This window comes from Sphingomonas sp. MJ1 (PH-R8) (genome assembly GCF_048058635.1).
In the GTDB taxonomy this organism is placed as follows: Bacteria; Pseudomonadota; Alphaproteobacteria; order Sphingomonadales; family Sphingomonadaceae; genus Sphingomonas.
Genome location: NZ_JBBEFX010000017.1, coordinates 19,682 through 40,443 on the forward strand (window position 1 = coordinate 19,682; position 20,762 = coordinate 40,443).

24 protein-coding genes and 1 tRNA gene are annotated in these 20,762 nt (G+C 70.3%); 12 read left to right on the forward strand and 13 right to left on the reverse strand.

All coding sequences use genetic code 11. From position 1 onward, the window contains the following. Positions 1-10: 10 nt before the first annotated feature. From VPH46_RS13350 to VPH46_RS13360, 3 genes are all read right to left on the reverse strand, one after another. The gene (locus VPH46_RS13350; protein WP_416611941.1) at positions 11-1,168 is read right to left on the reverse strand and encodes a hypothetical protein; all 1,158 of its coding nucleotides are present in this window, start codon (positions 1,166-1,168) and stop codon (positions 11-13) included. A 97-nt stretch (positions 1,169-1,265) separates the two neighbouring features. Continuing rightward, positions 1,266-1,691, reverse strand: coding sequence for an OsmC family protein (locus VPH46_RS13355; protein ID WP_239435222.1), 426 nt, complete (start codon positions 1,689-1,691; stop codon positions 1,266-1,268). Positions 1,692-1,785: 94 nt separating this feature from the next. Next, on the reverse strand, positions 1,786-2,097 hold the full coding sequence (locus tag VPH46_RS13360) for a glycine zipper 2TM domain-containing protein (protein WP_125959920.1): 312 nt from the start codon (positions 2,095-2,097) through the stop codon (positions 1,786-1,788). 123 nt (positions 2,098-2,220) lie between these two features. Here VPH46_RS13360 and VPH46_RS13365 point away from each other — a divergent pair, with 123 nt between their 5' ends. After that, entirely contained in the window at positions 2,221-2,673 is a 453-nt protein-coding gene (locus VPH46_RS13365; RefSeq protein ID WP_416611944.1) for a cupin domain-containing protein, read from the forward strand. A 4-nt stretch (positions 2,674-2,677) separates the two neighbouring features. Here the strand turns inward: VPH46_RS13365 and thpR are convergent, their stop codons facing one another. Continuing rightward, positions 2,678-3,211: an RNA 2',3'-cyclic phosphodiesterase gene (thpR, locus tag VPH46_RS13370; RefSeq protein WP_416611946.1), complete on the reverse strand. Its 534-nt coding sequence runs from the start codon at positions 3,209-3,211 to the stop codon at positions 2,678-2,680. 123 nt (positions 3,212-3,334) lie between these two features. On the opposite strand from thpR, the gene VPH46_RS13375 reads away from it, so the two are divergent. From VPH46_RS13375 to VPH46_RS13385, 3 genes are all read left to right on the forward strand, one after another. Continuing rightward, positions 3,335-4,075: a Bax inhibitor-1 family protein gene (locus VPH46_RS13375; protein ID WP_132883110.1), complete on the forward strand. Its 741-nt coding sequence runs from the start codon at positions 3,335-3,337 to the stop codon at positions 4,073-4,075. Positions 4,076-4,210: 135 nt separating this feature from the next. Continuing rightward, complete coding sequence (locus VPH46_RS13380; RefSeq protein WP_416611948.1) at positions 4,211-4,498, forward strand: hypothetical protein; 288 nt, start codon at positions 4,211-4,213, stop codon at positions 4,496-4,498. 85 nt (positions 4,499-4,583) lie between these two features. Beyond that, positions 4,584-5,264: a hypothetical protein gene (locus VPH46_RS13385; RefSeq protein WP_416611950.1), complete on the forward strand. Its 681-nt coding sequence runs from the start codon at positions 4,584-4,586 to the stop codon at positions 5,262-5,264. A 26-nt stretch (positions 5,265-5,290) separates the two neighbouring features. Here the strand turns inward: VPH46_RS13385 and VPH46_RS13390 are convergent, their stop codons facing one another. The 3 genes from VPH46_RS13390 to VPH46_RS13400 are packed head-to-tail and all read right to left on the reverse strand — an operon-like array spanning position 5,291 to position 8,418. Beyond that, complete coding sequence (locus VPH46_RS13390) at positions 5,291-6,760, reverse strand: oligosaccharide flippase family protein (protein ID WP_416612026.1); 1,470 nt, start codon at positions 6,758-6,760, stop codon at positions 5,291-5,293. A 48-nt stretch (positions 6,761-6,808) separates the two neighbouring features. Continuing rightward, positions 6,809-7,564 carry a glycosyltransferase family 25 protein gene (locus VPH46_RS13395; protein WP_416611952.1) on the reverse strand — a complete coding sequence of 252 codons (756 nt, stop codon included), beginning with the start codon at positions 7,562-7,564 and terminating at the stop codon, positions 6,809-6,811. Next, the gene (locus VPH46_RS13400) at positions 7,561-8,418 is read right to left on the reverse strand and encodes a glycosyltransferase family 2 protein (protein ID WP_416611954.1); all 858 of its coding nucleotides are present in this window, start codon (positions 8,416-8,418) and stop codon (positions 7,561-7,563) included. Before VPH46_RS13400 ends, VPH46_RS13395 begins: the two co-directional genes overlap by 4 nt. A 218-nt stretch (positions 8,419-8,636) precedes the next feature. Between VPH46_RS13400 and VPH46_RS13405 the strand changes: the two genes are divergently transcribed. The 6 genes from VPH46_RS13405 (at position 8,637) to VPH46_RS13430 (ending at position 15,424) form a co-directional block, all read left to right on the forward strand. Further along, positions 8,637-9,830, forward strand: a complete 1,194-nt coding sequence (locus VPH46_RS13405; protein WP_416611956.1) for an outer membrane beta-barrel protein — start codon at positions 8,637-8,639, stop codon at positions 9,828-9,830. Positions 9,831-9,845: 15 nt separating this feature from the next. Further along, positions 9,846-10,679, forward strand: a complete 834-nt coding sequence (locus VPH46_RS13410; RefSeq protein WP_416611958.1) for a polysaccharide biosynthesis/export family protein — start codon at positions 9,846-9,848, stop codon at positions 10,677-10,679. A gap of 4 nt (positions 10,680-10,683) precedes the next feature. After that, positions 10,684-12,042: a polysaccharide biosynthesis protein GumE gene (locus VPH46_RS13415; RefSeq protein WP_416611960.1), complete on the forward strand. Its 1,359-nt coding sequence runs from the start codon at positions 10,684-10,686 to the stop codon at positions 12,040-12,042. Further along, positions 12,042-13,787, forward strand: coding sequence for a type I secretion system permease/ATPase (locus tag VPH46_RS13420; RefSeq protein WP_416611962.1), 1,746 nt, complete (start codon positions 12,042-12,044; stop codon positions 13,785-13,787). Before VPH46_RS13415 ends, VPH46_RS13420 begins: the two co-directional genes overlap by 1 nt. A gap of 47 nt (positions 13,788-13,834) precedes the next feature. Beyond that, on the forward strand, positions 13,835-15,181 hold the full coding sequence (locus VPH46_RS13425; protein WP_416611964.1) for an HlyD family type I secretion periplasmic adaptor subunit: 1,347 nt from the start codon (positions 13,835-13,837) through the stop codon (positions 15,179-15,181). Between the two features lie 117 nt (positions 15,182-15,298). Beyond that, entirely contained in the window at positions 15,299-15,424 is a 126-nt protein-coding gene (locus VPH46_RS13430) for a hypothetical protein (protein WP_272695110.1), read from the forward strand. A 922-nt stretch (positions 15,425-16,346) separates the two neighbouring features. On the opposite strand, the gene VPH46_RS13435 is transcribed toward VPH46_RS13430, so the two are convergent. Beyond that, positions 16,347-16,946, reverse strand: coding sequence for a TetR/AcrR family transcriptional regulator (locus VPH46_RS13435; RefSeq protein WP_416611966.1), 600 nt, complete (start codon positions 16,944-16,946; stop codon positions 16,347-16,349). Positions 16,947-16,969: 23 nt separating this feature from the next. On the opposite strand from VPH46_RS13435, the gene VPH46_RS13440 reads away from it, so the two are divergent. Both VPH46_RS13440 and VPH46_RS13445 read left to right on the forward strand, forming a co-directional pair. Beyond that, positions 16,970-18,133 (forward strand): cytochrome P450, encoded by a 1,164-nt coding sequence (locus tag VPH46_RS13440; RefSeq protein WP_416611968.1) that lies wholly within the window; start codon positions 16,970-16,972, stop codon positions 18,131-18,133. Beyond that, on the forward strand, positions 18,130-18,552 hold the full coding sequence (locus VPH46_RS13445) for a DUF2147 domain-containing protein (protein ID WP_416611970.1): 423 nt from the start codon (positions 18,130-18,132) through the stop codon (positions 18,550-18,552). Before VPH46_RS13440 ends, VPH46_RS13445 begins: the two co-directional genes overlap by 4 nt. Before the next feature lie 58 nt (positions 18,553-18,610). Here VPH46_RS13445 and VPH46_RS13450 read toward each other — a convergent pair. The 5 genes from VPH46_RS13450 to infA form a co-directional block, all read right to left on the reverse strand. Next, a tRNA-Phe gene (locus VPH46_RS13450) sits at positions 18,611-18,686 on the reverse strand. A 31-nt stretch (positions 18,687-18,717) separates the two neighbouring features. After that, positions 18,718-18,918, reverse strand: a complete 201-nt coding sequence (locus VPH46_RS13455; protein WP_132883122.1) for a DNA gyrase inhibitor YacG — start codon at positions 18,916-18,918, stop codon at positions 18,718-18,720. Beyond that, positions 18,896-19,879, reverse strand: coding sequence for a ribonuclease (locus VPH46_RS13460; protein ID WP_416611972.1), 984 nt, complete (start codon positions 19,877-19,879; stop codon positions 18,896-18,898). The genes VPH46_RS13455 and VPH46_RS13460 overlap by 23 nt, the downstream gene beginning before the upstream one ends. Positions 19,880-19,883: 4 nt before the next feature. Then, positions 19,884-20,453, reverse strand: coding sequence for a Maf family protein (locus tag VPH46_RS13465; RefSeq protein ID WP_416611974.1), 570 nt, complete (start codon positions 20,451-20,453; stop codon positions 19,884-19,886). A gap of 11 nt (positions 20,454-20,464) precedes the next feature. After that, positions 20,465-20,683, reverse strand: coding sequence for a translation initiation factor IF-1 (infA, locus tag VPH46_RS13470; RefSeq protein ID WP_003049127.1), 219 nt, complete (start codon positions 20,681-20,683; stop codon positions 20,465-20,467). Positions 20,684-20,762: the final 79 nt, after the last annotated feature.

Consider the following 20,762-nt stretch of genomic DNA (forward strand, 5'->3'; position numbering starts at 1 on the left):
GGCGCGGGCCTCAGCTGCCCTTTACCGCGGAGGCCGCTGCGGTCTGCCGGCGACGCGCCTCGCGCATCGCATCCGTCTCGGTCAGGTCCACCACATGGACGGTGAGGTCGCCCATGCGCTGCCGAAGATGGCTTCCGGTCGGCACGTCCATCGCGCCGCGAACGGTGAAGCGGTCGATCCGGTAGATGCCGGGGTGTCCGGGCTCGACATCGAGCGGGACGTAGCGTCGCTCTCGTACCTGGCGGAGAATGCCGGGCCCCCACTGATCGAGACCGGAGGTACGCAGCACCTCGACCTCTGCCGTCTGCCCGTTGGCGCGGATCCAATATCCGACGTCCGCGAAGCGGATGCGCGAATCGTGCCACGGATTGAGGTGGACACCGAAGGGCGGCGGCGGCGGATTGATGTCCGCGACCGGCGGGGCGAAAAGCAGCTGCGGCTGCACGTCGGCGGACTGGCGCAGCCGCGCCGCCAGGGATTCGATCGCCCCCTCGTCGCCCTTGCGGATGGCGATCCGCGTCCGCAGGACCTCGCGCAGGTCGACCATCAAGCGATCGTCCGTACCGGCCAGGCTGACCGCATCGTCGGCGAAACGCTGTGCCTCCTTGAACCGGTCGCGCAGCAGCGCGAGCCAAGCGCGCCGGAACGCGGCGCCGGCGGCGATGCCGGGATGGCCGCTTCCGGCCGCACGCTGCTGAATGGTGCGATAAGCGGAATTCGCAGCCCCCGGCGCACCGAGCCCGACCAGCGAGTCGGCAAAGCTCAGCTCCTCGCGCAAGGTGGCGAGGTTGCTCTCCCCTAGATGGCGGCGCAACACGAGCACGTTGTTTCGGGCCGCGGTCCGCCACAGAGCGGTGTCGCCCTCATGCTCCGCGACCGTCGCCAGGGTCGCATAGAGGCTGGAGACCGGTCCCGGCAGCTCGGCGGCGTGGTTCCGGTTGCGCCGGATGGCCGTTTGCAGGGTGCGGCTGGCATCGGTGTAGCGGCCGTCGGCGAACTGCTCCACCGAGGCCTCCAGCGACGCATCGACCTCTTCGGCGGGCGGGCAGTTGCGGGCCAGGCAACGCGCCAGTTCCTGTTCGGCGCGGTGGCCGACGACGATGACGTCGCCCGCAGGCGGGGGCGGGGCGGCGGCTTGCGCCAGCAGGAGCAACACCGGACTAAGCATGGGTGAAAGCTCACCCCACGCCTGTGGGTTGTCAAGCGTGAGGAGAGCGTCGGCAGCCGCGCCCCCGCCGTCGTGGCAAGGGGCGCGGCGCTGTGGCCTATGCCTCCAGGCTGTGTTCCAGCGTGATCTCGGCCTTGAGCAGCTTCGAGATCGGGCAGCCGGCCTTGGCTCCTTGCGCGATCTGTTCGAACTGGTCCTGGGCGATGCCGGGCACGCGCGCCTTGAGCGTGAGGTCGGAGCGGGTGACGGCGAAGCCGTCGCCTTCCTTGTCGAGCGTCACCTTGGCGGTCGTCTCCAGCGTGCCGTCGCTGAAGCCGGCTTTTGCCAGCGCGAAGCTCAGCGCCATGGTGAAGCAGCTGGCATGGGCGGCGGCGATCAGTTCTTCCGGATTGGTGCCGGGCTCGTCGCCGAAGCGGGTGCCGAAGCCATAGGGCTGGTCGGAAAGAACGCCCGACTGGGTGGAGACGGCGGCCTTGCCGTCCTTGCCTAGGCCTTCATAGCGTGCCGAACCGCTGCGGATCATCTGCTGCTCCTGATGAAATGGGGGTAGGCGAACGAAAACGGGCGGCGGAACCCGTCGTTCCGCCGCCCGTCCGTAGCGCATTGTCAGCCGAGGCTTAGCGGCACTTGCTGCCGCTGCGCTCGATCTCGCGACCGGCCACCGCGCCGGCTGCCGCGCCGAGCAGCGTGCCGACGGTGCGGTCACCGCGGGTGTCAATGGTGCGGCCGACCAGCGCGCCGGCGACGCCGCCGACGACCAGGCCGGTGGTGCCATCGGGCTTGCGGCAATAGCGGCGGCCGTCACGGCCCTTCCACTCGCGATACTTGTAGCGCTTGTGCGACTGCGCCGAAGCCTGGTCGGTCGGAACCACCGCGGCGACAGGAAGAGCCAGCGACAGCGCGGTGAGCGCGAGAACCATGTTACGCATCAGAAAATCCCCATTAGCGAATTGCTGACCCTATAAACGCAGGTTCTACGTGGCAGTTTCATGAACGAAACGATGTCTAACGTTCAGGTTTCGGTTCAGGTTTCGTACGAGGTGGCGTCTCCCATGCCTGCTTCCCATTCCCTCGACGCGGAGGCGGCTGCACTGGTCGCAACGCTGGAGCTCGCCCCGCACCCGGAGGGCGGCTGGTACCGCGAGACGTGGCGGGCGCCGGAGCCGGAGGGCACGCGCGGGGCGGCGACCGCGATCCTGTTCCTGCTGCCGAAGGGCGAGCGCTCGCACTGGCACCGCGTCGATGCGGACGAGCTGTGGCTGTGGCATGCGGGCGCGCCGCTGCTGCTGGCGCAGGCCGAGGGCGACGGGGCGGCGGTCGAGCGGCGGACGCTGGGCGGGGACGTGCTGGCGGGCGAGCAGCCGCAGCTGCGGATCCCGGCGGGCTGGTGGCAGGCAGCGGAAGCCGAGGCGGGCTGGACCCTGGTCAGCTGCGTCGTGGCGCCGGCGTTCCGCTTCGAAGGCTTCGAGCTGGCGCCGCCGGGGTGGGCACCCGGGCGGTCCTGAACGTTCAGTCGAGCTGGTAGCGGACAATGGCCTCATAGCTGGCGCCGTCGCGGGTGAGGGTACTTTCGAACAGCAGCATGTGGGTGAGCGAAAAGGGTTCGCTCGCAAGCCCTGCGTGGCGTGCCAGAAAGGCATCGGCCGGGCCGGTCGCCGCATTCAGGCGAGCCAGGGTGATGTGGGGGTGAAAGGCCCGACCCTCGTGCGGCAGCCCCACGCGGGCGAGCGCCTGGTCGACCTTGCGGTGGAGTGCGGCGACCGCGTCGTGCGGATGTACCCCGGCCCAGAGCGCGGTGGTGCGGCCCTTGCGATCGAAGCAGCCGACGCCGTGGAGGCGCAGCGTCACGGCAGGCGCGCGAACGCCGTCCAGCGCGGTGGCGATGTCCTCCGCCACCGGGCGCTCGACATTGCCGATGAAGCGCAGCGTCAGGTGAAGCTGCTCCTCGTCCTGCCAGCGCGCATTCTCGACACCCTCCATCAGTGCCAGCAGTTGCCGGCGAATCTCGGGCGGGGGGCGCAAGGCGACGAACAGGCGGTGCATTACAAACTGTTGCTACGCCGGCCGGCGCCGGAGGACCAGCCCGGCCCCCGCTTGAATTCGGACGGTCCGGGGGCATATGAAAGCATGACCGGCATCATGCCGGTGAAGAGGAGTTTTTTCGAGATGGCCAACTGGTCGGATCCCCGAACGACCGCCGCGCCGTTCGCAACGGCCGCATCGCGCGCGCAGGCGTATGATGCGGGGCTGCGGTCCTATATGCTTTCCGTGTACAACTACATGGCGTCGGGCGTTCTGCTGACGGGCATCGTCGCGCTGCTGTTCTCGTGGGGCGGCACCAGCTCGCCGGCCGCTGCCGTGTTCCTGTCGCCCGGCCCGCTCAAGTACCTCATCATGTTCTCGCCGCTGGCGTTCGTGATGGTGCTGAGCTTCGGCATCCAGCGCCTGTCCTATGGCGCGACGCAGGCGCTGTTCTGGGCGTTCGCGGCGATCATGGGCCTGTCGATGTCGACGATCTTCCTGGCCTATACGGGTGCGTCGATCGCGATCACCTTCTTTGCGACCGCGGTTGCGTTCCTGTCGCTGAGCCTGTGGGGCTACACCACCAAGAAGGACCTGTCCGGTTTCGGCACCTTCCTGATCATGGGCGTGGTCGGCATCATCGTGGCGTCGCTGCTGAACCTGTGGTTCCAGTCGCCGGCGGTCAATCTGGTGATCAGCGCGGTCGGCGTGCTGCTGTTCGCGGGCCTTACCGCCTATGACACGCAGCGCATCAAGAGCATGTACGCCTATGTCGCGGGCACGGACATGATGGGCAAGGTCGTGATCATGGGCGCGCTGTCGCTCTACCTCGACTTCGTGAACATGTTCCAGTTCCTGCTCTCGTTCCTGGGCAGCCGCGACTAAGCGGCCGGCACAGGGCAGAAGCCTTCCGGGGGCTCGGCGAGCGATCGCCGGGCCCCTTTTGCAATGTCGTGGCGCCACCGGAACGAGCCGGGCCCCCGCTCGTTTTTTGACTCGAAGGTTTTCGAGGAGAGAGTGATGAGCGGAGACAAGGACTCGATCGACCCGGCGGCCATGGAGACCATGTCGGTGGCGCCGGAGGATCCGGGCGAGACGCGCCGCGACGCGGGCCATGACGAGTCGATCAACGAGCGGCTGCAGCGCAACCCGGAGAGCAAGGATGCTCGGCTGGACCGGGCTCTGGACGAGTCGATGGACGCGTCCGACCCGCCCGCGTCGACCCAGCCGATCCACAGCAGCAGCCTGCCGGCCCCCTCGTCGGGCTATGACGAAGAGGCGGAGCGCAAACGCGCCGAAGACAATTAGGGCTGAGCCAGTCCGAACCGGAACCAGCCGACGCCCGGTGCGAGGGAGCTTTATCCCGCGCGCCGGGCGCGGTAGCGTGTGGGCCATGGCATCCTGGTTCCGCGTCCCGACGCTCCGTGCGTTCCTGGCCCTCCTGGGGGCCGCGCTGTTGTCGCTGGGGCTCACGGCACCTGCCAGGGCGGGCGTCACCATCAGCTTCTGGTCGCACGAGTTCGGCAACGAGTTTCCGCACGCCTTTTTCGTGCTGGAGGGGACGCCCGATGCCGGCGGGGAGCCCGTACAGCTGAGCTATGGCTTCACCGCCAAGGCGATTACGCCCGCCATCCTGATGGGGACCGTGCCGGGGCGGATCGACGAGACCAAGCAGAAGTACATCGAGAACAGCGACGTCCACTTCTCGGTCATGCTGACCGACGCGCAATATGCCGCGGTCCTCGCGCTGGTGGAGGAGTGGGGCGAGAAGGGCGACCATCGCTACAGCCTCAACCGCCGCAACTGCGTGCACTTCGTGGCGGAAGCGGCGCGGCGCGCCGGGCTGACGGTGGTCGAGAACCCCAAGCTGATGAAGAAGCCGCGCTCCTTCGTCCATTCGCTGGAGCCGATGAACCAGGGCCGGGTGCGCCTGCTGGAAATGGAGGGCGAGGCCTTCTACGCCCTGGCGGACCGGGCGAATGCGCCGACCAGCGTTGCGCCCGTGGCGCCGCAGGTCGTAACGCCCGACACGGCGGTACCGGCGAGCCAGACGGCAGCGACGAGCAGCAACTAGGCCGTCGACCACCTGAGCCGAACACCTCAGCCGCGTAGCGCGGCGAGGCGGGTGAGGGCGGTGCGGTCGAAGATCCAGACGAGCAGGACGTAGAGGAGCGCGCCGCCGGCGGTGAGCGCGGCGAGGCGGGTCGCGAGCGGCCAGTCGCTCGCGAGGCTGCGGCCGGCCAGCACCAGACCGGCCATGATCGTCGCGAGCGTGAGCGGCCGGGCGACTGCCGCGAACTGGCGCGAGACGGGCAGCGCGGCGACGCGCGCGAGCACGCTGGCACCGGCGGGAATCGTCACCAGCATCCGCGCGCTGAACGCAGCGACGGCGGCGACGAAGCCGAGCTCACGGGTGAACAGCACGGCCGCCATCGCGAAGCCGAAGCTGATCGCGGCATTCATCACCAGCGGGCCCTGCACGTCGAGGGTACGCATCAGCCCGGGGCTGAGAAGCCGCGTCATGCGCAGGCCCCAGAAGACGGCGAGCAGCTGTACCGCCGGCACCGCCGCCTGCCACCGCGCGCCGAAGACGAGCGGGACGGCATCGCCCGCAACCGCGGCGAGCCCGAAGAACAGCGGCAGCACCGCCAGGGTAATCGCGTGGGTGCCGACCACGAAGATGCGCGCGAGATCGTGACCGGCGCGGTGCGCGGTCGCAAAGAAGCTCAGCGAGACGCGGCCGACCGAGGCGGTGATCATCGCCCCGAGCTCGTCGACCAGCCGCATGGCGAAGTTGAGCAGGCCGAGGTCGTGCAGCCCGTGGAACTTGCCGAACAGGAGCAGGAAGCCGCGTACCGAAAGCGCGGTCAGTGCCGTTTCGGCCATGATCAGCCAGCCCATGCGCAGCAGCGGCAGGAGGCCGGCGTCGAAGCGGCGCCAGCGGGGGCGGCGTGGCTGGGTGCGCCACAGGAGGAGGACGCTGGCGGTGCTGCCGAGCAGGCTGCCGGCGACCAGGCTCCAGGGGCCGAGGCCGGCGGCGGCGGCGGCGAGCGTCCCGGCGATGCTGACGAGCTTGAACCACAGCATGCGCAGGGCAAGGCTGCGGGTGCGCATCTTGCGGGTGAGCAGGGCGGTCGGAAACTGCACCAGCGCCTGCAGCAGGCAGTCGAGCGCCTGCACGCCGATCAGCCACAGCAGCAGCGGCGCCCCGTAGAAGCGGGAGATGGGGGCGGCGATCAGCCAGCAGACCAGGGTCGCCAAGGCACCGAGGCCGAGCAGCACCCAGAAGAGCTGGTCGCTCAGGCGCGGCAACAGCTGCGGCGTGCGGAGCATCGCCTGGGGAACGCCGGCGAAGGCGAGCAGCTGGATGATCGCGACCACGGCGAAGGCGACCGAGGCCAGGCCGAAGTCCGACGGGGTGAGCAGCCGCGCCACCACCAGCGTCGAGGCAAGGGTTGCGATCGCGGAGAACAGGCTCTCCGCCGCCGCCCAAGGCGCCGCCCGGCGCAGGCGCGCGAGCAGGCCGGCGCGGGTGGCGGTGCGGGCGGCGGACAGGCTGGCGGTGTTCAGGAGGAGGCTCCCGGCGGCGTGCCGGTGGCGAGGGGAAGCGGCACGGGCTCAGCCCCCGCGCAATGTGGCGGCGCCGATCCGGCGCGCCTTTTCGACGCCGCGGACCAGGAACGAGCGCGCACGCTCGGCAGCGGTGAGCGGTTCGAGCACGCGGCGCGTGTCCTCAATGGTGGAGCCGTATTGGACCTCCATCACCGGGAAGGGAAAGACGGCGCGGATCGCCATGCCGTGCGCCCAAAACCGGTCCATCTCGTCATCGATCGGACGCTCGACGCGGCGGATCGAGCGGCGGAAGCGTGCGGCGCCGCGGCGGGTGAGCAGATAGGCCTGGGTGCCATAGGCCTTGCCGGAGAAACGGGCGATGTGGCGGTGGAGGAAATGCGCCTCGTTGCGGATGCCGGCCGGCACCTTGGCATAGAGGCGGAGGTAGTCGATCGGTCCCATCGCCTCCACCGCAGCGTCGAGCCGCTGGAAGAAGACGGGATCGAGCAGGAGATCATCCTCCAGCGCCAGCAGCAGATCCGCATCGCTGTTGAACAGGAAGTCAGCCCACAGCGCCCAGTGGCTGGCGAAGCAGCCGAGCTCACCCGGCGTGAGCACGCGGCCGCGGGCGATGCGGGCGCGGGCGGAATCATAGGGAAGCTCCGGCGGCGGCGTGCGCCAGCCGTCGAAGAAGCGCCAGTCGAGACCGGTGGCATCCAGCTGCTCCGCCATGCGCGCGCGCCGCTCGACCGAGCCGGGCAGGCTGATCACCCGTACCAGGACGCGCGGCGGGGGAAGGGCCGCCAGGCTTGCCGAGGTCACTGCGCCTGCCCCGCAGACGGGGCGAAGTAGCTGCGGGCGTAGCGGGCCGCGCCGGCGAGTTCCCACCAGAGGGTGGACGGACGCGCCCGCATGCGCCGCGGCAGACCCGCCCAGCCGCGCAAGGCCGCGCGCGGCGCGCGGTCGTGGAGCAGCAGCTTGGCGTGGTAGGCGCCGCGGCCATAGTCATAGGCCTGGAACAGCCCGCGCACGTCCGCCGCCTTGCGGCCATGGTGGTGCGAGACGACGATGCTGGGGTCATAGGCGCCGGCCCAGCCGCGCAAGCTGCACCGGCAGGCGGCGTCGATGTCCTCGGCCGGGAAGCGGGCGCCACTGCCGAACAGGGGATCGAAGCCGCCGATCGCGTCGAGCGCGGCGCGGCGGAAGCCGAGATTCGCGCCGCGGATCGCGCCGGGCGGCAAATAGCGGCCCGGCGGGAAGTGGCGCGGCTCGGTCGATTCGTTGACGGTGGCGGGAAAGTCGGCGGGATCGTGGAGCAGGATGCGCCCGCTGACATAGCCGAGCCCCGGCCGCGCGAAGGCGGCGACCGTACGGGTGAGCAGCGCCGGATCGGCGTAGCAGTCGTCGTCGGTGAAGGCGATCAACCGGCCGGCTGCGATTGCGAGCCCGGCGTTGCGCGCGTTGCTGAGGCCGGGAACCGGCTGGTGGGCGATGCGGACAAGGAACGGGACGCGGGCGGCGAACGCCTCGATCGTCGCCCGGGTCGCGTCGGTGGAGCCGTTGTCCACCATCACCAGTTCCCAGCTGCCGGAAAAGCGCAGGCGAGCCACCGCGTCCAGGCAGCCGCCGAGCTGGCCGGCGCGGTTGCGCGTGCAGATGATGAGCGAAATGTCCAAGCCGTCCTCCGCCGGGAATGCGGCTTGTCTATCGTCCCCGGGCACAGAACGGGAACGGGACTAGAGCCGAAATGGTCGGACACCGCGCCTCCGTGCAGGGGCATGGCGCGGCGCGGCGCCCGCGGCATCCCCTCCGAACCGGTCCGATCCGGCAGCGCACGGCGCCAACGAGAAGAGTAGGCAGGCGTCAGGTTCGGCACAGGGGGGGCGGCATGGGAGTGGTGGGGATCGCTGTGCTCGCCGCAGGCACCATCACCAGCATCGCGGCGCCGGTCTCGCTCGACGATCTGGCCGAGGACATCGCCAACCGGGCGCGCCTCGGCATGGAGGCGCGCGTGGTCTACGACGACAACATCCTGCGCCTGGACGGCGACCAGCCGGTGGCGCCGGACCGCAGCAAGGACGACGTCCGTACGACCCTTTCGGCCGTGGTCGACGTGGCGCAGCGCGTGAGCCGCCAGCGGCTGTTCCTGCGCGGGGCCGCGGGCTATGACTTCTATCGCGAGAACCGCTTCCTGAAGCGCGAGCGGATCGACGCGACCGGGGGCGTCGACTGGCAGGTCGGCGCGCGCTGCGATGGCGACGCCTCCTTCCGCTACGGGCGGGGCCAGACCGACCTCAGCGACTTGGGCGCGCCGGTGCGCAACACGCGCGAGAGCCGGACGCTGACGCTGGACGGCGGCTGCACGCTGGGAGCCGGGATACATCCGGAGATCGGCTATCGGCGCCGGGTGATCGACAACAGTGCGGCGGTGCGGCTGCGAAGCGACCTGGAGGCGGAGCGCGTCTCGGCCGGCATCGCCGTCAATCGTGGGGGGCGGCTGGGGCTGGCGCTGGCCCTCTCGTCCGAGGCGCTCGATTTTCCGAACCGGCCCCTTGCCGATGGACGGCCGGACGCCACGCGGGTGCGAAGCGCCACCGGGCGCGTCACCGCGCGAGGCGCCGCGCTGATCGCAAGCGGGGTGCTCGGCTATGTCGCGGCCGACAGCCGGAATGCGGGCGCGCGCGACTTTTCAGGCCTGGTCGGCGGGGCCTCGCTCGCCTGGACCCCCGTCCCGCGGCTGCGCCTTCGCGCGTCGGCCGGGCGCGACGTGGATGCGAGCGGGGACGTCGCTGCCGGCTATTACCTGGCCGACCGGGGCGAATTGGTCGGTCGCTATCGGATCGGGCGCGCGGTGGATTTCGAGCTCGCCGGCAGGATCGAGCGACGACGCTTTCGCGCGGTGGACCTGGCGAGCGCCGGCGCCCGCAGCTTCGACCGCACGGCGGAGGCGCGGGCTGCGCTCGGCTGGTCCCCGGTCGAGCGGTTCCGGATCGGGCTGGAGGCGGTGCACGCCCGCCGCACCACCGACGCGCTGTACGGCACCTATCGCAGCACCCGGGGCATGCTGGTCCTGGGGCTGGCGTTCTGAAGAAAGGGGAAGGCCATGGGCAAGGGGAAATGGGCCCGACGGAGCGCCGCCGCGCTGGCGGCGGGGATGCTTGCCGGGACGAGTGGCGCGCAGGCGCAAGCGCCGATGCAGGGGGGCGGTGGGCCGACGCCTGCGGAGGCCATGGCGGGGGCGGCCGGTGACTATCGTCTGGGGCCCGACGACCAGCTGGAGGTCACCATCTATGGCCAGCCCGACATGCCGCTGCGGCTGCGGATCAAGCAGGACGGCAGCGTCTCGCTGCCGCTGATGGGGAGCGTCACCGCGGCAGGGGAGACCCCGGTCGGACTGGCCGAGAAGATCCGCGCCGGCCTGGTGCAGGGGGGCTATCTGCGCGACCCGCGCGTCAACGTGGAGGTGACGAGCTATGTCAGCCGCAGCGTGACGCTGCTGGGCGCGGTGGTGCGCCCCGGTATCTACCCGCTGCAGGGTGCGCAGCCGCTGTCACGGGTGCTGGCGACCGCGGGCGGGCAGCGCGAGGGGAGCGAGACGGTGTTGCTGCGCCGGGGCGACGCCGCCCCGCAGCGCTTCCCGATCGAGGCACTGGCCCGGGGCGGGGCCGGGGATCCGGTGTTGCAGCCCGGCGACCTGCTGTTCGTTCCGGCAGCCGAACATTTCTACATCTATGGGCAGGTGCGCGCGCCGGGTAGCTTTCCGATTCGGGGGGGCATGACCTTTCGCCAGGCCCTGTCGCAAGGTGGTGGTCCCAACGACGCGGGCACGCAGAACCGCATCCGCCTGACCCGGCGGGGGCAGCAGAGCGAGATCGCCGACCTGGACGCGCCGATCGAGGACGGCGACGTGATGTTCGTCCGCGAGCGGCTGTTCTAGCGCGGTGGCGGCCCAGGCGGCATCGGCGGCAAGCCGGGCGGACCCTGCGGAGGGTGCGAACGCGCCCGCCCATGCGCCGCGGCTGCGGCGGTTCGCCCTGGCGACGTTGTGGCTGGCGCTGCTGTTCAACATCGCGCTTGCCTGGGTGAACGCGCATGTCGTCGCCATCAACGGCAGCGTCGTGACGGCGGTGCAGGGGCTGGTGATGGGGCTTGCCCTGGCGGCCGGGCTGCTGCGGCGCCGCGGCGGCTGGCGGCGCTGGACGGTGCTGCTGATCGCGGCGTGCCTCGCGTGGCTGCTGCTGTCGGTGGTGCGCCAGTCCTTGGAGCTCAAGTTCCTGGGCGATGCGGTGCTGATCCCCGCCTTTGCGCTGCTCGGCACGTGCCTGGGCCGGCGCGAACTGGTGCGCTGGCTGCTGGCGGCGCAGCTGCTGATCAGCCTGATCGCCGCCTGGGAACTGGCCGTGCCGAAGAGCTTCGCGGCGACGTTCAACGTCACCGCCTATTACGTCAACACGCGCGGGATCGAAGCGGAAACCTTCTGGTCGGGCGAGGGGGAGGGACTGTTCCTGAACGTGGAGCGCCCGAGCGGGCGCAACCTGTTCGCAAGCTCCGGGCTGAACCGGGCCACTTCCGTCTTCCTCGAGCCGGTATCGCTGGGGAACTGGACGATCGTGGTGCTGATCGTGCTGGTGACGCTGTGGGGGCGGATCGGTTGGGGCACGCGCGCGACCTTGGCGCTCAGCGACCTGTTCCTGGTGGTGGCATGCGACGGACGGTTCGCGCTGGTGTGCGCGTTCGGCATCCTCCTGGGGGTGCCGTTCGGCCGCTGGGGGCCGCGGCTGTGGCCGCTGGTCTACCTGCCCGTTCTGGTGGCGACGCTGTTCGCGCTGCGGGCGGCAGAACTGCTGCCGCGCGGTGGCGACACCTTTGCGGGGCGTCTGCGCAAGGGAGTCGACTATCTGGGCCGGCTGGAAGTGGCGGACGTGTTCGGGGGCCAATCGAGCGCCAACATCTATGCCAATGCGGATGCCGGCTGGGCCTATTTGATCCAGTCGCAGTCGCTGTTCGGCTTCCTCGCCTTCTGGCTGCTGGTGGTGCTGATGGCGCGCGAGCGCACCGCCGAGCTGCGCGCCTTCGTCAACGCGACCGCCATCTATGTCGCGCTGTGCATGCCGATCAGCTACTCGTTTCTGTCGATCAAGACGGTGGCGCCGATCTTCGCGCTCTATGGCTGCCTGATCGCGGTAGCGCGGCGTTCGATCGCGCCGAGCGGGCTGATGGGGCTGCCGACCCGGACGGGGGCGCCGCGGGGGCAACCGCCCCGCGTGGGGCCTGCGCTTGCCGCCTTCGGGGGCGGCTGATGCAGCGCAGCCGCCCTCCGCACCGCGTACGGCGCAACCCGGTGCTGGGCGAAGCGCTTGCCGCCTGCCGTGCCCACCTGGTCCATGCGGCGCTGTTCAGCGCGCTGCTGAACCTGCTCTACCTCGCGCCGTCGCTCTACATGCTGCAGGTCTATGACCGGGTGGTGCCGACGCGCGGCGTGATGACCCTGGGCATGCTGACGCTGATCTTCCTGGCAGCGGTGGCGACGCTGGGGGTGCTGGATCTGTTGCGCACCCGCCTGCTGATCCGCGCCAGCGCGCGGCTCGACCGGCTGCTGGGGCCGGCGTTGATCGGAACGCTGCTGCAGGCGCCGAACGCGCAAGGCCAGGGGGGCGTGCTGCTGCGCGAGTTCGACACGCTGCGCCAGACGATCACCGGCCTTGGCATGATCGCGCTGTTCGATGCGCCCTGGTCGCCGATCTACATGCTGGTGTGTTTCCTGCTCCACCCGGCGCTGGGCGTGATGGCGGTGGCGTGTTCGGCGATCCTGCTGCTGCTCACCTTTCTGAACGAACGCGGCACCAAGGCGCTGATCCAGGATGCCTCTGCGGCCCAGCAGCATGGCTATCAGCGTGTGGACGCGAGCCTGGCGGCGGCAGGCGTGGTGCGGGCGCTGGGCATGCAGCCGGGGCTGGTGCGGCTGCACCTGCGCGACCGGCACGTCGCGCAGGCGCTGCAGATGCGCGCGGCCTTTGTCGGGGCGCGCTACCTCACCCTCGCACGGACGGTGCGGATCGCGATGCAGTCGCTGGCCCTGGGGCTGGGCGCGTTGCTGGCGATCGAGCAGCGGATTTCCGGCGGGACGATCTTTGCCGCCTCGCTGCTGATCGCGCGGGCGCTAGCGCCGATCGAGGGGATCACCGCCGCCTGGCGCAACATGATCCAGGCGCGGACCGCCTATGGCGCGCTGCTGGGGCTGTTCGACGCCGCCGGGCCCACCGGCGGGCCGACGCGCCTGCCGGAGGTGCGCGGCGACGTGGCGGCCGAGCGCCTCTCCGTCGCCGATCCCGAAGGCGCGCGCCTGGTGCTGCACGGCATCGACCTGCGCATCGCCGCGGGGGAGATGGTGGGCGTGATCGGGCCGAGCGGTGCCGGCAAGTCGACGCTGGTGCGCGCTCTGGTCGGGGCGCAGCCCGCAGCGGGCGGGGCGGTGCGGATCGACGGCGCCGCGCTCGCCGACTGGCCGGCGGAGCAGCTGGCGGCGGCGATCGGCTATGTCCCGCAGGAGCCGACGCTGTTCGGGGGAACGATCAAGCAGAACATCGCCCGGTTCCGGAGCGCGGAAGGGGGCGAGGGGGCAACGCTGGACGCGGAGGTGATCCGCGCCGCCCGGCAGTGCGGGGCGCACGACTTCATCCTGCGGCTGCCCCAGGCCTATGACACGCGGCTTGGATGGAACGGGGCCGGGCTTTCGGTGGGGCAGGCGCAGCGGATCGCGCTGGCGCGCGCGCTGTTCGGACGGCCCCGCGTGCTGGTGCTGGACGAGCCCAACGCCAGCCTGGACGCCCAGGGCGAGGCGCAGCTCTCCGCGGCGCTTGCCGAGCAGAAGCGCGCGGGTGTCACCATCATCGTGGTCGCGCACCGCACCGGCATCCTGGCGGCGAGCGACAAGCTGGTGGTGCTGCGCGACGGCCGCCTGGAGATGTTCGACACGCGCGAGGTCGTGGTCCGCCAGCTTTCGGGCGGCCGCGCGATCGCGGACGACGCGGGGGGGAGCGCATGAGCCGGAGCCCGGTGGGAGGAATCCGAGGTGCGCTGGCGCCACGACGCGTGCCCGCCGCAAGCGTGGCCGGCGTGGCCGGAGCGGGCGACGCTGGCTCCGACGGCGTGGAGCGCGAGGGGAGGATCGGCTGGTTGCTGGTGCTGCTGTTCTTTGGCGTCTTCCTGGGCTGGGCGGCGTTCGTGCGGCTGGATGCGGCCGCCTATGCGGGCGGCGCGGTGGCAGTGGCGGGAAACCGCCAGGCGGTGCAGCACCAGCAGGGCGGCATCGTCGCCGCCCTGCTGGTGCGCGAAGGCCAGCGGGTGGCGCAGGGGCAGGTGCTGATCGAACTGGCCGGCAGCGAGACGCGCGCCCTGGAGCGCTCGCTCACCGCGCAGGTGATCGCGTTGCAGGCCCAGCGTGCGCGGCTGACGGCGCAGCTGACCGGCGCCTCGCTGGAGCCGCCGCCGGGCTTTGCGAGCCTGGAAGGCGATGACCGTATCGAGGCGGAACGGGCGATGGCCTTGCAGCGCCGCGAGCTCGCCGCGAGCGAGACGGCGCTCACCGACCAGCGGGTGGTGGTCGCGCAGCAGGGCGCGCAGCTGGTGTCGCGCAGCATCGGCATCCGCGAGCAGTTGCGCGCGATCGATGCGCAGCAGCGGCTGCTGGAGGACGAACTGCGCGGGATGCGGGCGCTGGCGGTGAAGGGCTTTGCGAGCGAGAACCGCATCCGCGCGCTGGAACGCAGCGCTGCCGCCCTGGAGGGCGAGGCGGGGCGGCTGCGCGCGAACGACGCGGAAGTGCGCGAGCAGATCGGCGAGAAGCAGTTGCAGAGCCGCTCGCTCACCTCCGACGACCGGCAGCAGCTGACGGACTTGCTCCGCACGACCGAGTTCACGCTGAACGACCTGATGCCCAAGCTGAGCGCGGCGCGGGAGGCGCTGGCGAACACGCTGATCCGGGCGCCGGCGTCGGGCCAGGTCGTGGGGCTGGCGGTGCACACGGTGGGCGGGGTGATCGGCGCGGGCGAGCGGCTGATGGAGATCGTGCCCGAGCGGGTGGCGCTGGTGATCCAGGCACGGATCGCGCCGGACGACGCCGACGACCTGTTCGTCGGGCAGGAGGCGGAAGTCCGTATCCCGGCGCTCCATGCGCGGGCGCTGCCGCCGATCCTGGGGACGATCAGCCGCTTGTCCGCCGACAGTTTCGAGGACCAGCGCACCGGCACCCACTACTACACGGGCGAGGTGGTGGTGCCGGAGGCGGGCCTGGCCGTCATGCGCCGCCATGCGCGCGGGCGGGAGATCAAGCCCGGTCTGCCCGTCGAAATCCTGATCCCGCTCCGACGCCGGACCCTGCTGCAATATCTTCTGGAGCCGCTGGACCAGAGTTTGTGGCAAAGCTTTCGAGAACATTAAAACATTGGCCTGAACTCCGTTCGTCGTGATTTCGGAACAGAATCTTTTGCTTGACCGTTGAGACTTCGAAAGGAACTATCGTGGAGTCGGAGAGCGGGGCAGCCCGCCGAGGAGAGGATGACGATGAAGGTGCCATTCGAACAGCTTGAAGACACGATGCCTGCATCGTTGGCACTGAGCTTCCTTATCTCAGCTGTGGTCGGTGCCGTGATCTGGTCTCTGGTGTTGTTCGCTATTCTCTGAGTATCGGCTGCGGGCGGGGAAAACACTAGGCCGCGGGCAGGTTATTTGTGCAGTGCAACGGGCGTCGATCTTGTGCTCTGACGGGCCGGATTGGCGCCTTTGCTGTATTCAACGACATTGAGCGCGGCGGAATCAGGCTAGAAGTTCCGCAGGTGCGAACGTCTTTTTGAGAACGACAGCGGAGCCTCTATTTAGCTTCGTCGGGCTCCATTCGGAGCGTCGGATTGCGCGGCGCCCAGCGGTCTCCGTCTTGCCGCGTGACGTCGGGGGAAAGGCAGGCGCGCTGTGATGGCCGCCTCCATCACAGCATTGCCGGGTCGGGTGATTCGAGCGCCCTGGGACACGTCTGACACGACGCTGGTGTCGGATGGTGCTTTCCGAGACGATGGATGAGTGCTCCCTGGCACGGTTCGTCTAATTGCCAGGCCCACAAGGAAGGCGCGGTCGTGTCGTTCGAAGCCAGTCGCCGCATGCGGATGGGCCATGTCGCGATGGTCTCCCAAAGTGGTGAGCGACGGTGAGGTCCTGCTGCGGGAACCGGATGGGGAGCGACCTTGCCTTGGACGAGAGAGGTCCGGGTTGTAACGGGGCGCTGTGAAGTTCCTGGTCGCATGACGGCGCCTGGCTAGGGTCGAGAAGGTTGCGCGGCTTCTTCCGGGTCGTGCGAGTTGCTGAAGCGGTATCGCGACGGGAGTATCGGCGTGCCGGCCCGCAGCGATGTTCGCGGCCGGCCGATTCCGGCAGGGGCGCCGATAGGCGGACGCTGCATCGTGACGCGCGGCTGGTTCGCGTCCCAATTCGTGTCGAGAGAAGGCCGTGCCGAGCGCAAGGCGACCGGATCAGGCCGCTCCGGCGTGTCACCGGGGCGTCTTGGCCGTGTCGCATGGGCCGCGCCGCACGCCATCATCGTCGATCGCGGTTGTCAGGCGTCGGCCGCTTGGGCGAGGGGGGTGAATACGAGCCGGTCGATGATGTCCGCGACCGCCGCTGCATCCTCCTGGCGATCCGCTTCCAGCCACCACCGCAGGATCGCAATCGTGGCGGCAACGCCGTGGGCGATGCCCAGGTCACGGGGCAGCCATGGCTGGACGGGCGTCTCCACACCGCCGGCGGCGGCGATGGCGCGCGCAGTGATGTCGCGTCGCATGACCTCTCCCGCGCCGACGAGCAGGGCTCGGCACAGCGGGCGGCGCGCCTCGACGAAACTCGCCAGCGCCAGGGCCGCACCGTGCGTATCCTGTGCGATCACCAGCGGCGCGACGCGGGCGAGAAGCTCGCCGATCCACTGATCGGCGATGTCCCCCAGCAATGCCTCGGTCGAGGGATAGTGGCGAAAGAAGGTCGCGTAGCCGACGCCGGCCCGTTTGGTGATCGCCGCCACGGTCACCTCCTCGAACGGCGTTTCCGCGACGAGGGCGAGCAGCGCGGCGTGCAGCGCGCGACGCGACTTGGCGATGCGGGGGTCGGCGTGTGCTGTGTCCCTTGACTTGCCGGGCGGGCGCGCCACTTTATGATCCACCATGTATCATAAGTAGGCGTATCGAGATGACCGATCAAGCGATCTCCGGTTTCTGCCCCGTGTCGGCGCGAGACGACCGCAAGTCGGCGGCTGTCGCGCGGGCCGGGCAGGGCGGCGTGCAGATGCGCGTCGTGCGCGATTTTGCGGAAGCCCGCGGGCTGCTGCGCAATCCGGACGCGCGGCAGGCAGGCTTCCTGGCCGACCTGGTGAACAAGGTGTCGCTCACCCGCGCTCCGATCCTCTACCAGCACGGAGCGGAGCACCGGCGGCAGCGCGGCGCGACCGCGCGCTTCTTTGCGCCGCGCGTGGTCACCACCGCCTATCGCGCGCTGATGGAGCGTACGAGCGACGAGCTGGTCGCGCGCCTCAGGGCGACGGGGCAGGGCGACCTGGACACGCTCGGGCTGGAGATGGCGGTGACGATCGCGGCGGAAATCGTCGGGCTGACCGACAGCGACCGCGCGGGGATGGCGAAGCGGCTGGGCGCGCTGGTGACCGGCATGCCGCAGGGGGGATCGTGGCTGGCGACGGTGCTCGGCTTCGCACGCGGGCAGCTGCGCGCGCTGAATTTCCTGCTGCGCGACGTCCGGCCTGCGGTTGCGGCACGGCGGCTGCAGCGGCGCGACGACGTGATCTCGCACCTGCTGGACGAGGGCTATTCGGAGCGCGAGATCCTGACCGAATGCCTGACCTATGGTGCGGCGGGCATGATCACCACGCGCGAATTCCTGACCATGGCGGGCTGGCACCTGCTGGAGGACGATGCGCTGCGGGACCGCTTCCTGGCTGGCGACGAGGGCTCGCGGATCGCGATCCTGGAGGAAATCCTGCGCCTCGAACCAGTGGTGGGCATGTTGTTTCGCAGGACCGAGGCGGAGAGCGAGGTCGTCGCACTGGACGTGCGCGGCGCGAATGGCGATGCGGCGGCTGTCGGAAGCTGCCCGCATCGGCTCGATCCGGACCGAAGCCCGGCCGAGCGGGTCGGACGCGCGGGGCTTGCCTTTGGCGACGGCGAGCATCGCTGCCCCGGAGCCCAGGTCGCGCTGCAGGAGGCGGCGATCTTCCTCGATCGGCTGCTGCGTGTCCCCGGCATCCGGCTGGCACGCACGCCGGACATCGGCTGGAACGCGCTGATCGCAGGCTATGAACTGCGCGGTGCGACGCTCGTTTGTGAAGGCGCAGCGGCATGATCGCGCGCTTCGCCATCGCCGCTGTTGCGGTGACGCTGCCGCTGGCGACAGCGGCAGCGGCCGCCCCGGCCAGTCCCGCCGGACGCTGGCTGACGGAGGGCAATCAGGCGGTCGTGGAAATCGCCCCCTGCGGGCCGGCGCTGTGCGGCGCGATCGTGAAGGTCTTGAAGCCCGATCCGAAGGTGCCGAAGACCGACGTCAACAATCCGGATCCCAGCCTGCGGAACCGCTCGACGAGCAGCCTGCGGATCCTGACCGGCTTTGTCCCGGACAAGGCGCGGTGGAAGGGGCAGGTGTACGATCCGCGCAGCGGCCGCACCTACAAGTCCTTCCTGGCAGTGCAGGCGGACGGGACGCTGGCGCTGACCGGCTGCGTCTGGAAGCTGTGCCAGACTCAATCCTGGCGGAGGGCGCAATGAGCCGGCAGGTCCGCGCCCGATGGCGTCAGCCCTGGGGCAAGGATCGCGATGTGAGGAGTGGTGCCCGGGGACGGGGTCGAACCGCCGACACTGCGATTTTCAGTCGCATGCTCTACCAACTGAGCTACCCGGGCATTCCGTCCTGAACCGGACAGAGCGCGCCTGTTAGTCGGCGGATTCGTCGCTGTCCAGCCCGCCCGCAGAAATTCTTTCGGACGGCGCTTGGGTGCCCGGCAGGCGATAGCCTTCGCCCAGCCAGTTGAGCAGATCGCGGTCGCGACAGCCCTGGCTGCAGAAAGGAGCGTGCTGCGCGGCCACGGGGGCACCGCACAGCGCGCAGACATCACGGGAAGCGCGCTTGGACATGGCCTGCGGATATGGCGAGGGCAGGGTCCTCCCGCAAGGCGACGGGCGCGCCGATGCGGTTTGCAAGCTCGGCCAGCCATGCCGGGCGGGCGGCAAGGTGTGCGATCAGCGAAGGGGGTGCGGTGAGCGTGCGCTCGCCGGCGCCGCCGGTGCGCTCGGCGCGGCGGAGCAGCGCGCGGGCGTGGGCGGCGATGGGGTCGTGTGCGTAGAGCTCGGGGATGGAGACGCGGGCGCGGCGGCGGACGATCTGGACGAAGCCGAAGCCGTTGACGGCTGTGCGCTCGAACGGCTGGGGCAAGGCAGCGTCGATGGCGGCGGCGGCGGCCTGGCGCGCGGCCTTGTCGCCGGCGTCCGGCAGGTCGATGCCGATCGAGCCGCCGATGTCGAGGCGGCGGATGGCGCGGGCGGCGGCAGCGGCTCCGGCGACGGCGAGGGCGGCGGGTGCCTGCTCGCCGTCGACGTCGATCAGTGTCATCGCCGGGGTGAGCGAGAGCGTGAGGCTGCCGGTCGCGAACGCCACTTGGCCGGTGATGGCTTCCTCCAGCAGCATCGACCAGCCGGCATCTTCCAGCAGGTCCGCGTCGAAGCGGCCGAGCAGTCGGGCGTCGGGGAGGCGCTGGAGGAGGTCCGGGCCGGGGCGGGGCGTCGCGCCTTCGGCCGCTGGACGCGCGCGGGCGCGCTTGGGCTTGCCGGGTTCGGGGAGCGGCGGGCGGGTGATCTCGACCAGCAGTGTGGCGCCTTCGGGCAGCGCGCGGGGCAGGGGAGCGAGCATCGCCTCGCCGCCGTCCCACACGACGACGCCTTCGTTGCGCTGGGTCAGCCGCTTGGCGAGGCGGGCCGCCAGCACCGTGCCGGCACGCAGGCTATCGTCAGGCTCGATACAGGCTTCGAGGATGGCGTTCTCGTCGACCAGCGCGGCGCGGGTCTCGCCGATCCCGCGCTCGACGATCCAGCGCGGCATGCGATCAGGCGAAGCGGTAGCCGCTGGATTCCAGCAGCGCGCGGGTGTCGAACAGCGGCAGGCCGACGACGCCGGAGTGGCTGCCCGACAGGAAGCGCACGAAGCTTTCGGCGCGGCCCTGAATGGCATAGCCGCCGGCCTTGCCCTCACCCTCGCCCGAGCGGAGATACCAGTCGATCTCGTCGTTAGTGAGCCGCTTGAAGACGACCACGGAGTCCGTCACGCGCACGCGCGCCTTGCCGTCGAGCCCGATCACGCACACCGCCGAGAGGCAGTGGTGGCGGCGGCCGGACAGCAGGCCGAGCATCGCGCGGTGATCGGCTTCGTCCGCGGGCTTGTTGAGGATGCGGCGGCCGACCCCGATGGTGGTGTCGCCGGCGACGACGATCTCATCGGGCTCGCGGGCGATGGCGCGCGCCTTTTCCTCGGCCAGCCGCAGCGCATAGGGGCGCGGCAGTTCGCCGGGGCGCGGGGTCTCGTCGAGCTCCGGGCCGGCGATGCGATCGGGCACGACGCCGAGTCGCGCCAGCAGCTCGCGGCGGCGCGGGGAGGTGGAGGCGAGGACGAGCCGCATTGGCTCGGGCCTTATTTGAAGCGGTAGGTGATGCGACCCTTGGTCAGGTCGTACGGGGTCAGCTCGACGAGCACCTCGTCGCCGACCAGCACGCGGATGCGGTTCTTGCGCATCTTGCCGGCAGTGTGGCCGAGAATCTCATGGTCGTTCTCAAGCCGGACGCGGAACATGGCGTTGGGCAGAAGCTCCACCACCTGACCGCGCATTTCCAGAAGTTCTTCTTTTGCCAAAAAATCCTCGCAGGGCTGAAAAGTCGCGGTGCCTTACTCCGGGCGCCGCCAAAAGGAAAGGCGGACGCGGTTCCCGCAC

Bases quoted from the DNA above. Each gene is read 5' to 3' on its own strand.
- VPH46_RS13350 (WP_416611941.1), bottom strand. From the start codon at position 1,168: ATGCTTAGTCCGGTGTTGCTCCTGCTGGCGCAAGCCGCCGCCCCGCCC.
- VPH46_RS13355 (WP_239435222.1), bottom strand. From the start codon at position 1,691: ATGATCCGCAGCGGTTCGGCACGCTATGAAGGCCTAGGCAAGGACGGC.
- VPH46_RS13360 (WP_125959920.1), bottom strand. From the start codon at position 2,097: ATGCGTAACATGGTTCTCGCGCTCACCGCGCTGTCGCTGGCTCTTCCT.
- VPH46_RS13365 (WP_416611944.1), top strand. From the start codon at position 2,221: ATGCCTGCTTCCCATTCCCTCGACGCGGAGGCGGCTGCACTGGTCGCA.
- thpR (WP_416611946.1), bottom strand. From the start codon at position 3,211: ATGCACCGCCTGTTCGTCGCCTTGCGCCCCCCGCCCGAGATTCGCCGG.
- VPH46_RS13375 (WP_132883110.1), top strand. From the start codon at position 3,335: ATGGCCAACTGGTCGGATCCCCGAACGACCGCCGCGCCGTTCGCAACG.
- VPH46_RS13380 (WP_416611948.1), top strand. From the start codon at position 4,211: ATGAGCGGAGACAAGGACTCGATCGACCCGGCGGCCATGGAGACCATG.
- VPH46_RS13385 (WP_416611950.1), top strand. From the start codon at position 4,584: ATGGCATCCTGGTTCCGCGTCCCGACGCTCCGTGCGTTCCTGGCCCTC.
- VPH46_RS13410 (WP_416611958.1), top strand. From the start codon at position 9,846: ATGGGCAAGGGGAAATGGGCCCGACGGAGCGCCGCCGCGCTGGCGGCG.
- VPH46_RS13420 (WP_416611962.1), top strand. From the start codon at position 12,042: ATGCAGCGCAGCCGCCCTCCGCACCGCGTACGGCGCAACCCGGTGCTG.
- VPH46_RS13430 (WP_272695110.1), top strand. From the start codon at position 15,299: ATGACGATGAAGGTGCCATTCGAACAGCTTGAAGACACGATGCCTGCA.
- VPH46_RS13435 (WP_416611966.1), bottom strand. From the start codon at position 16,946: ATGGTGGATCATAAAGTGGCGCGCCCGCCCGGCAAGTCAAGGGACACA.
- VPH46_RS13440 (WP_416611968.1), top strand. From the start codon at position 16,970: ATGACCGATCAAGCGATCTCCGGTTTCTGCCCCGTGTCGGCGCGAGAC.
- VPH46_RS13445 (WP_416611970.1), top strand. From the start codon at position 18,130: ATGATCGCGCGCTTCGCCATCGCCGCTGTTGCGGTGACGCTGCCGCTG.
- VPH46_RS13455 (WP_132883122.1), bottom strand. From the start codon at position 18,918: ATGTCCAAGCGCGCTTCCCGTGATGTCTGCGCGCTGTGCGGTGCCCCC.
- VPH46_RS13460 (WP_416611972.1), bottom strand. From the start codon at position 19,879: ATGCCGCGCTGGATCGTCGAGCGCGGGATCGGCGAGACCCGCGCCGCG.
- VPH46_RS13465 (WP_416611974.1), bottom strand. From the start codon at position 20,453: ATGCGGCTCGTCCTCGCCTCCACCTCCCCGCGCCGCCGCGAGCTGCTG.